Consider the following 1,300-nt stretch of genomic DNA (forward strand, 5'->3'; position numbering starts at 1 on the left):
GAGACAGCTCCAGGAGACATCACACATGTTCAGGAACCCGTGGTTCGAGACCGTGGCCGAGGCCCAGCGGCGCGCCAAGCGGCGGCTGCCGTACATGGTCTACGGGGCCCTGGTCGCGGGCTCGGAGCGCGGCCGGACGGTCGACGACAACATCAAGGCGTTCGGGGAGCTCGGCTTCGCCCCCCGCATCGTCGGCCACGGCGCCGGTGACAGGGCGGAGCGTGATCTCTCCACCACCGTGATGGGCGTGGAGTCGTCGTTCCCGGTGGTCATCTCCCCCACCGGGGTCCAGGCCGTCCACCCCGACGGCGAGGTCGCCGTGGCGCGGGCCGCCGCCAACCGGGGCGTCATCATGGGCCTCAGCTCGTTCGCGAGCAAACCCGTGGAGGAGGTCGCCGCGGCCAACCCCGACGTGTTCTTCCAGATGTACTGGAGCGGCGACCGCGACGCGATGCTGCAGCGCATGGAGCGCGCGAAGGCGGCGGGTGCCAAGGCGCTCATCGCCACGCTCGACTGGTCGTTCTCCCACGGCCGCGACTGGGGCAGCCCCGCGATCCCGGAGAAGATCGACGTGCGGACGATGGCGAAGCTGGCGCCGGGCGTCCTGCCCTACCCCGGGTGGCTGTGGCGCTTCGCGAGGTCGGGGCGGCTGCCCGACCTGACCGCCCCCAACCTCAAGCCGCCGAACGGTCCCGCCCCCACCTTCTTCGGCGCCTACGGGGAGTGGATGCAGACACCGCCGCCCACCTGGGAGGACGTGGCGTGGCTGCGCAAGGAGTGGGGCGGCCCGTTCATGCTCAAGGGCGTCACGCGCGTCGACGACGCGAAGAAGGCCGTCGACGCCGGGGTGACGGCGCTGTCGGTGTCGAACCACGGCGGCAACAACCTGGACACGACGCCCGCCACGATCCGTGTCCTGCCGTCCGTCGCGGACGCGGTCGGCGACCAGGTCGAGGTGCTGCTCGACGGCGGTGTGCGGCGCGGCGGTGACGTCGCCAAGGCGCTCGCCCTGGGTGCGCGGGCCGTGCTCATCGGCCGCGCCTACCTGTGGGGCCTGGCCGCGAACGGGCAGCCCGGGGTGGAGAACGTCCTGGACATCCTGCGCGGCGGCCTCGACTCCGCCGTCCTCGGCCTGGGGCACGCCGGCATCGGTGACCTGTCCCCGGATGACCTCGTCGTCCCGCCGGGCTTCCGGCTCACGCTGGGCGGCGGGTCCGAGGGCTGACGTGGCGGGTGCCGGGGACGACGGGCCGGACGACGTGCCGGGCTGGAGGCCTGGCTCTTATACCCATCTGACGCT

General features: G+C 72.7%; 1 protein-coding gene. It reads left to right on the forward strand.

Translation table 11 applies throughout. The features are described from left to right. Positions 1–25: 25 nt before the first annotated feature. The gene (gene mftD, locus E1289_RS37650) at positions 26–1,225 is read left to right on the forward strand and encodes a pre-mycofactocin synthase MftD (protein WP_131988963.1); all 1,200 of its coding nucleotides are present in this window, start codon (positions 26–28) and stop codon (positions 1,223–1,225) included. Positions 1,226–1,300: the final 75 nt, after the last annotated feature.

Origin of the sequence: Actinomadura sp. 6K520 (genome assembly GCF_004349245.1) — a bacterium.
Classification (GTDB): domain Bacteria; phylum Actinomycetota; class Actinomycetes; order Streptosporangiales; family Streptosporangiaceae; genus Spirillospora.